The sequence below is a fragment of the Magnetococcales bacterium genome (genome assembly GCA_015231755.1).
Classification (GTDB): domain Bacteria; phylum Pseudomonadota; class Magnetococcia; order Magnetococcales; family Magnetaquicoccaceae; genus Magnetaquiglobus.
The window spans coordinates 65277-71873 of sequence record JADGAZ010000022.1; the positions used below are offsets into that span (position 1 = coordinate 65277).

Sequence of the window (6597 nt, forward strand, 5' to 3'; positions counted from 1 at the left end):
GTGAGGCGGAAGCGGGTTGAACACGGTGTTCTTGAGAAAATTCTTTCATCGTGATCCATCCATCGCTCCGCGTCGGGGTCGGGTGTCGGGGATCTTCGTCCATTGGGGCCGGGGCAGCATGGGGCTGGTCTCCTTCTGGTTCACCCTGCTGCTGTGCGCCTTTCTGGTGGCCGTGCAGATCCTGGATCCCGCGCCCCGGCAGAAAATCCGTAATCTGGCCTTCGACTGGGCCCAGCGCCATGCCCCCTGGGTCGGTTCTGACGCCGTGCCGGTCCGGGTGGTGGCCATCGACGAGGAGAGCCTGAAACAACTGGGTCAATGGCCCTGGCCCAGAACCCGACTGGCGCTCCTGGTGGACCGGTTGCGCGACCTGGGGGCGCGGGTCGTGGTGCTGGATCTGCTGCTGGCGGAACCGGACCGGACTTCCCCCGCCGCTTTGGCCGCGTTGTGGCCCGATCATCCGGAGTGGGGCGCCACCCTGGCGCGCATGCCGGATCATGACCAGCTCCTGGCCGACAGCATGGCCCGGATACCCACCGTGCTCTCCTTTGCCCTGGACGATCGAAGCGCCACATCGCTGCCGATGGAAAAGGCCCGGTTTCCCGCCCTGGGCGGCCATCCCCAGGAGCGGTTGCCCCGGTTCGTCGGCACGGTGGCCGCGCTGCCGCTGTTGCAGAACGCCGCCTTGGGCAATGGGATCATCTCCCGGGTCGGCAGCGATCCGGATGGGGTCTTGAGGCATCTGTCCCTGATTTGCCGGGTGGGTTCCGGGATCTATCCGGTGCTGGGACTGGAGGCACTCAGGGTCTATGAAGGCCAGTCGAACGTCATGCTGCTCACCGACATGAGCGGTTTCGTCAATCCGGCGCTGCGGGGGCTGGGGCTGGGCCAGTCGTTTTATCCCACCGCCCCCGATGGTCAGATCTGGCTGCACTACCGGCCATTCCAGCCCCAACGCTACCTGTCGGTGCGCACTGTTCTCGACGGCAAAGTGGATGCCGCGCTGATCAAGGATCACATCATTTTTGTCGGGGCTACGGCCCAGGGGCTTGGGGATGATGTCGTCACCCCCCTGGGGGAGATGGTGCCCGGCGTCGAGTTGCACACCCAACTCCTCGAACAGCTCTATACCCAAAGCTATCTGCTGCATCCGGCCTGGGAGAGCGATATCGTGGTGGGACTGTTGCTGGCCAGTTGGTTGTTTGCCCGGCAGTTGCTCAACCGCTCCCGCATCCGTTGGATGGTGGCGATCAACGGGGTGCTGGCCGTTTTGCTGGTGTTGCTGGCGCTTTGGCTGCTTGAAAGTGCGCGTTTGTTCTTCGATCCCCTTTATCCCATCCTCGCCATGGCGCTGTTGTCGGCGGGCTTTCTGGTGCCGCACTTGTACCGGCTGGAGAAGGAACGCCAGATGGTCCAGGCCAAAAGCCGCTTCATCGCCAACGTCACCCACGAGTTGCGCACTCCGATGAGCGCCATTCTCGGCTTGACCGGGCTGTGTCTGCAAACCGAACTCACCTCCCGGCAGCGGGACTATCTGACCAAGGTACGCACCGCGGGAGAAACCCTGCTGGGGCTGATCAACGATCTGTTGGACATCTCCAAGATGGAGGCGGATCGCTTGAGCCTGGAGCTGGTTCCCTACCAGTTGGATCAAGTATTGGGCCATCTGGCGGTCATGACCCAGCTCAAGGCGCGGGAAAAGGGGCTGCGGCTGTTGATCCATCGGGATCCGGCAATTCCCGAGAATCTGCGCGGCGATCCGTTGCGGCTGGGGCAGGTGCTGATCAATCTGGTCAACAACGCCATCAAGTTCACTCCGGCCGGGGAGGTCTCCATCACCATGCGGCTTGCCTCCCGGAGCCGGCAGGGGGTGGTGCTGGAAGGGGTGGTGAAGGACAGCGGCATCGGCATCAGCGCGGCGCAGCAACTGCGGTTGTTTCAGGCGTTTGTCCAGGCGGACGGCTCCACCTCCCGCGAGTATGGAGGGACCGGGCTTGGATTGGCCATTTGCAGGCAGTTGGTGAACATGATGGGCGGGACGATCCATCTGGAGAGTGCCCCTGGCCAGGGCAGCACCTTCACGTTCACCCTCACCCAGACCCTGGACGCCACCAGGTCGGAGTTTTTGGCGATTCCCCGCGAATGGCGTGGAATGCGGGTGCTGGTGGCCGATGGCTGCGCGGCCACGCGGGGGCAATTGATCGAATATCTGGCGGCTTGGCATTGCCAATCTTTGGCTGTGGACAGCGGGGCGGCGGCTCTGGGGGCGATCAACGCGGCCGGGGATCCCTGGGCGTTGCTGCTGATCGATTGGGAGCTTGCGGACATGAAGGGTCTGGAGGCGGCGCAGCGGTTGCGGGCGGCGCTTGCCGGATCGGCTTTTGCGCCGAAGCTGTTGCTGCTCACCCCATTGCTTGAGGCGCTGCCACCTTCCGGGGAGTTGGCCGTGGTGGATGGGGTGCTGACCCAGCCTGTGCTGCCGTCATCGCTGTTGCAGGGGATCCTGGAGCTTTACGCCCGGGGTGCTGCGACCGCTGCGGGGATGGCGTTGGAATCCCGGCCGGAGCCTGATGTCATGGATCCGGTCTGGCGTCTGCGGGGAGCGAGGGTGCTGGTGGTGGAGGACAATCCCTTGAACCGGCAGATCGCCACGGAGCTTTTGCACCAAGTGGGGGTGGAGGTGGAGGTCGCCCGGGATGGTCTGGAGGCCGCACAGAGGATGGAAGCGGGTGGCGGCTTCGACGCGATCTTGATGGATATGCAGATGCCCGTCATGGATGGCCCCATGGCCGTGCGCCGCATCCGGGCGGATGCCCGGTTTGCGCGGCATCCGCCGATTCTGGCCTTGACCGCCCAGGAGGAGAATTCGCGCCTGATCCAGGAAGTGGGCATGGACGGCTTTGTCGCCAAACCCATCGAGCCACGCACGCTGTATGCCGCCCTGGCCGCCCATATGGTGCCGCGTGCCGGATTCTCCGGGCCGGAGCCTCTGTCCGCCACTTCTGCGGTGGCCCTTCCGGTGCCGTCCCAGGCCGTACCGGCGTCGGAGGTGACGTTGCCGGAGTCGTTGCCGGGCATGCGCTGCGCTGATGCGCTGGCGCGGCTGGGGGGCAATCGGGCCTTGCTGCGCTCTTTGCTGGAGGGGTTCCGGGAGCGGCATGGGGATGATTCCAAGGAGTTGCGCGCCGCGCTTCAGCAGGGGGATTTGACCCTGGCGCACCGCAAGGCCCATACCTTGAAAGGGATTGCGGGTTCTTTTGGCCTGCTGGCGGTACGCTCGGCGGCTGAGGCGTTGGAAAATGCCCTCGATGGGCGGCTGGTGCGACGGCAGGCGGGCATGGAATGGGAAGCGGCGTCGCTCCAGAGGCTGGTGGATGAGTTGGAGCGGGCGTTGACTCCTTTTCAGGTCGCTTTGGGTGCCTGGGTCGATGCGGAGGCGACCCGGCGCGCCACCGATTCCCCGCTGACGGGTCACGGGGTGGCCGATCCCGTGGCGCTCGCTTTGCAATTGGACGAGTTGGAAGAGATGATGCGCCAACTGGATCCGAAAGCGGTCGACAAGATCGCCGAATTGTTGCATAATTTACCTTCAGAGGCTCGTGCCGCGGCGTCGGTTTTGTTGCGCCGGGTCAAGATGTTCGATTTTGACGAGGCACTGGAAAGCCTGCGCGAACTGCGCGTGAATTTGCGCACGCCGGAAGAGACCGTGCCCTCTCATCCAACCCCAAGTCACCCCAAGGCGACGTGATGGAACCCAATGCCAAGATCCTGATCGTGGATGACGAGTTGTTCAATATCGAATCCTTGGTCGGTCTGCTCAAGTCGGAATATCGGATCATGGTGGCCAAGAACGGCGAGCAGGCCCTGCGAAACCTGAAGCCCGATACCATGCCGGATCTTATCCTTCTGGATATCATTATGCCGGAGATGGATGGATTTGAAGTCATTCGTCGGCTCAAGGCCGAGCCTGCCACCCGAAACATACCGGTGATTTTTCTCACCGCGCGCAATGACGTGGCCTCCGAGACCCAGGGTCTGCATCTGGGGGCGGTGGATTATATCTCCAAGCCGTTCCATCCGGCCATCGTCCATGCCCGGCTGCGTACTCATCTGGGCCTGAAGCACAAAATGAATCTTCTGGAGCGGCTGGTCTGTCTGGACGGCCTGACCGAAATTCCCAATCGTCGGGGCTTCGACGAGACCCTGGAACGGGAGTGGATGCGGGCCATGCGCAGCCACGAGCCGATCTCCCTGATCCTGATGGATGTGGATCAGTTCAAGCAGTACAACGACCATTATGGTCATTCGGGGGGGGATATTTGCCTGCGGCGGGTGGCCCGGGCTTTGTTCGAGGCCAAACACCGTCCTGGGGACTTCATCGCCCGTTACGGCGGCGAGGAGTTCGTGGCCGTGCTCCCCGATACCGACCGGAATGGCATGGTGCAGATCGGCGAGCAGTTGCGGCAAGCGGTAGAGTCCATGGGCCTGCCCCATGCCCTGTCCACCGTGGCCCCTTATGTCACGATCAGCCTCGGGGGGGCGGTGGTGATTCCTGAGCCCGGGATGGGCGCGGCACAACTTCAGCAGGCGGCCGACCGGATGCTTTATGAGGCCAAACACCAGGGACGCAACCGGCTTTGTACCACCAACCTGGAGCGCCAGGATTAGAGTATGTTGATGGGATCGATACCATGAATAATCCCCCGGCTCTGCCGGGGTGACCGTCGCAGTTTGATCTTGCAGGAGTCCCCGGGACACTTGCTGAGTCGTGAGCCGCCAAGCGCATGACAAAGGAGGATCCGATGGACCACACAGAAAGCCTAAACCACTCCAAGTGGGAGTGCCAATACCATGTCGTGCCTCCTCAAAAGTCCCCGTCAATCTTTTTGGACCTACCCAATGGTAGCCGCAGAAAAACAGCCATTTTTCTCGTCAGAGAGTAGCATGCTTCCATCTAAGTCAGCAGACTGGCCAATGAATGCCGTGTGGAGGCGTGGCGGATTTGGTTAAGAATTAGCAATTGATGATATTATTTATGTATTATTATATTAAGTGAATCATCAGTTTTTGGACTCACCCACGGCGGGTCCACAGGTTTTGGAGAATGGGGGGAGAGAGAAGAAGAGAAACTGCCTTTTTCGGCGTGCGCGAGTCCAGATTTTGGGTGGGTGCCGAAGTGGGGTGTGTATGGTGGTTATTATAAAAATTGGATTTTTTGCATATCCTTTTTCTGGGAAACCAAAGCATGTCCCATTCGCCGTCGAGGTTCGGAATGCTTCTGAAAACGCAAAGTAGGCGCGATGTTGGCAAGGGGCCTGAATCGATGGCACGCATGAGACAAGGACAAGCCTATCGCTCTGGCAGTTCCGTGCCTTTGTTCAGGATATCCAGTCGATGGGTGGGGTGGGGGCAAGGGTGCGGGCACGAAGGCCTGGGCTTTTTCGCCCACCGTGGATACGGTCACATAGTGACCTTGAAGTTCCCGTTTCATTGGCGCACCGTGAAGTTAAAACAGGCTGTGGCGTTATTTTATCTTATCGATATTCGGTAAAATAATGTCTCGTGCGTGTCTTGGCAAGCCGTATTTGTTAACCGGTTTTCCTGTCGAACCGGTTCTGCTTTAACAGACTCTGTTCCATCTTGAAATAAAACAATTTTAAGTGAGTCCGAATCGTTTGGAGAGTGTTGCCAGAGAGAGCATGAAAAACCCGATTTCAACTCCCGTCTCTCCAGGCATCAACCAGGTTCAATTTTGAACTCTGTCTGCTAAGTTCTGGAAGTGTTAAAGTTTTTCCAAACAAAAAACCTGAATCAGTGGTTTCATGTTGGGGTTAAGCGCACAATATATTGATAATGTGATATAATTTGCTGTATTTTGAACCGCTCGGCAACTCACCTGGGAGGTGACATGAAACGGTTCATCCTTGAACAGTCTGAGCAGGAATTTTACACGTCGCAGAGCGGGCTTGCCCTGGTGGGAGCTTGCCTGAACCGGGTGGTGGATCTGGCAGATGAGTTGAAGAAGGCAGTCCCGCTGCGGCATGGGATTTCCCACGGCGACGTGGCCAAGAGCTATCTGGGACTGTTGAGCCAGGGGAAGAGCGACTACGAGGCCATCGGCCGGTTTAGGGAGGATGCGTTTTTCCGTGAGTCCCTGGGGATTGGGCGGGTACCATCCATTGCCCGGCTGCGGCAGCGTTTGGACGAGGGAGCTGAGGCATGGCTGCCGGTCATCACCCGCTGTACGGTGGATTTTATGGTGAATGCCGAGGTTCCCGTGACACCCCTGATGACTGGGCATGTGGCCCTGGACATGGATGTTTTTCCCATGGACAACTCTGGCACGAAGAAGGCTGGGGTATCGCGCACCTACAAGGGGTATGACGGATACGCACCCATTGCGGCCTACCTCGGAGAGGAGGGTTGGTGTGTTGGGACGGAGTTTCGCGAGGGAAAGCAACACAGCCAGAAGGGGTTCGTTCCCTTCTTGGGGAATGTGTTGGCCCAGGCTCGGCGGTTGAGCCGGGCACCTCTGCTAGTTCGGGCCTCCTCAAAAAGCCCCCACCGCGATCATGGGTTTACCCTGTGGTAGCCGTC

The 6597-nt window shown here is 60.1% G+C and carries 2 protein-coding genes and 1 pseudogene; all 3 read left to right on the forward strand.

Annotated elements, in window-relative coordinates; all coding sequences use genetic code 11:
• Positions 1 to 16 precede the first annotated feature (16 nt).
• Positions 17 to 3748, forward strand: coding sequence for a CHASE2 domain-containing protein (locus HQL98_13780; GenBank protein ID MBF0273115.1), 3732 nt, complete (start codon positions 17 to 19; stop codon positions 3746 to 3748).
• Positions 3748 to 4668, forward strand: coding sequence for a diguanylate cyclase (locus HQL98_13785; protein MBF0273116.1), 921 nt, complete (start codon positions 3748 to 3750; stop codon positions 4666 to 4668). Before HQL98_13780 ends, HQL98_13785 begins: the two co-directional genes overlap by 1 nt.
• Before the next feature lie 1240 nt (positions 4669 to 5908).
• Positions 5909 to 6544, forward strand: a pseudogene (locus tag HQL98_13790) (transposase).
• Positions 6545 to 6597: the final 53 nt, after the last annotated feature.

Coding starts and splice junctions, on each gene's coding strand:
- HQL98_13785 (MBF0273116.1), top strand. CDS start 3,748: ATGGAACCCAATGCCAAGATCCTGATCGTGGATGACGAGTTGTTCAAT.